Genomic DNA, 850 nt, shown 5'->3' with positions numbered 1-850 from the left:
TCATCGAAGCCGGATTTGCGTTGTAACTGTCGTCTAATAAAGTGATATCATTAATGACAGCTGTATTCATACGCCCTTCTGTCGACTCAACCTTTGCCAAGCCTTTTGCTACACCTTCCAAGTCGCATCCAACAGCAATTGCAGCAGTCGCTGCTGCGAGAGCATTTTGGATTTGATGCAAACCTGGCACAGGTAAACCAACCCTTACGCTCTCTTCGTGATAATTCAATGTAAAGCAGCTTCCTTCGGCTTCACATTCAACATCACTTGCAAAGACATCAGCATTTTCACTTTCCTGTGAGAAAGACAAACTTTGCCTTCCTCCCGAGCGCTCTAACCAAGTCATATAGGCTGGGTCATCGAAGTTTATTATTCCAACGCCGTCAGCGCTTAAGGAGTCATAAATTTCTCCTTTGCCTTCGACGATCGCTTCGTAATCACCAAATACTTCAATGTGAGCGCTGCCAGCATTCAAAACCATTGCAACATCTGGTCGGGCCATATTGCTTAGATAGGCAATATCACCTTTCGCTCTCGCTCCCATTTCCACAACTGAAAACTGGTGTTCAGCATTTATGTCTAACAAAGTTAACGGCACACCCACTTCGTTATTGAAATTACCCTTCGTTGCCGCGGTCTTGCCGTATTCTGATAAAACAGCTTTCAACATATTCTTAGTACTGGTTTTGCCTGCTGACCCCGTCAAACCAACTAACTTTCCGCAAAACCTCTGTCGATTAAGTGAAGCAATTGAAGCAAGCGCTTTGTCAGTATCGTTAACTTGTAAATATGAAATCTGTTTGGCTGTCATCCCCTCATCTTCGATATACTGCGATACACTTGCTAAATC

1 protein-coding gene is annotated in these 850 nt (G+C 43.9%); it reads right to left on the bottom strand.

What is annotated here, in order from left to right; genetic code table 11:
• A partial coding sequence (gene murF / locus A3757_RS24320; RefSeq protein WP_156506559.1) for a UDP-N-acetylmuramoyl-tripeptide--D-alanyl-D-alanine ligase occupies positions 1–850 on the bottom strand: 850 nt, incomplete at both ends.

Source organism: Oleiphilus sp. HI0117, assembly GCF_001635235.1.
Note: the sequence above shows the minus strand (reverse complement) of the source record. Positions and strands in the feature narration are given on the sequence as shown.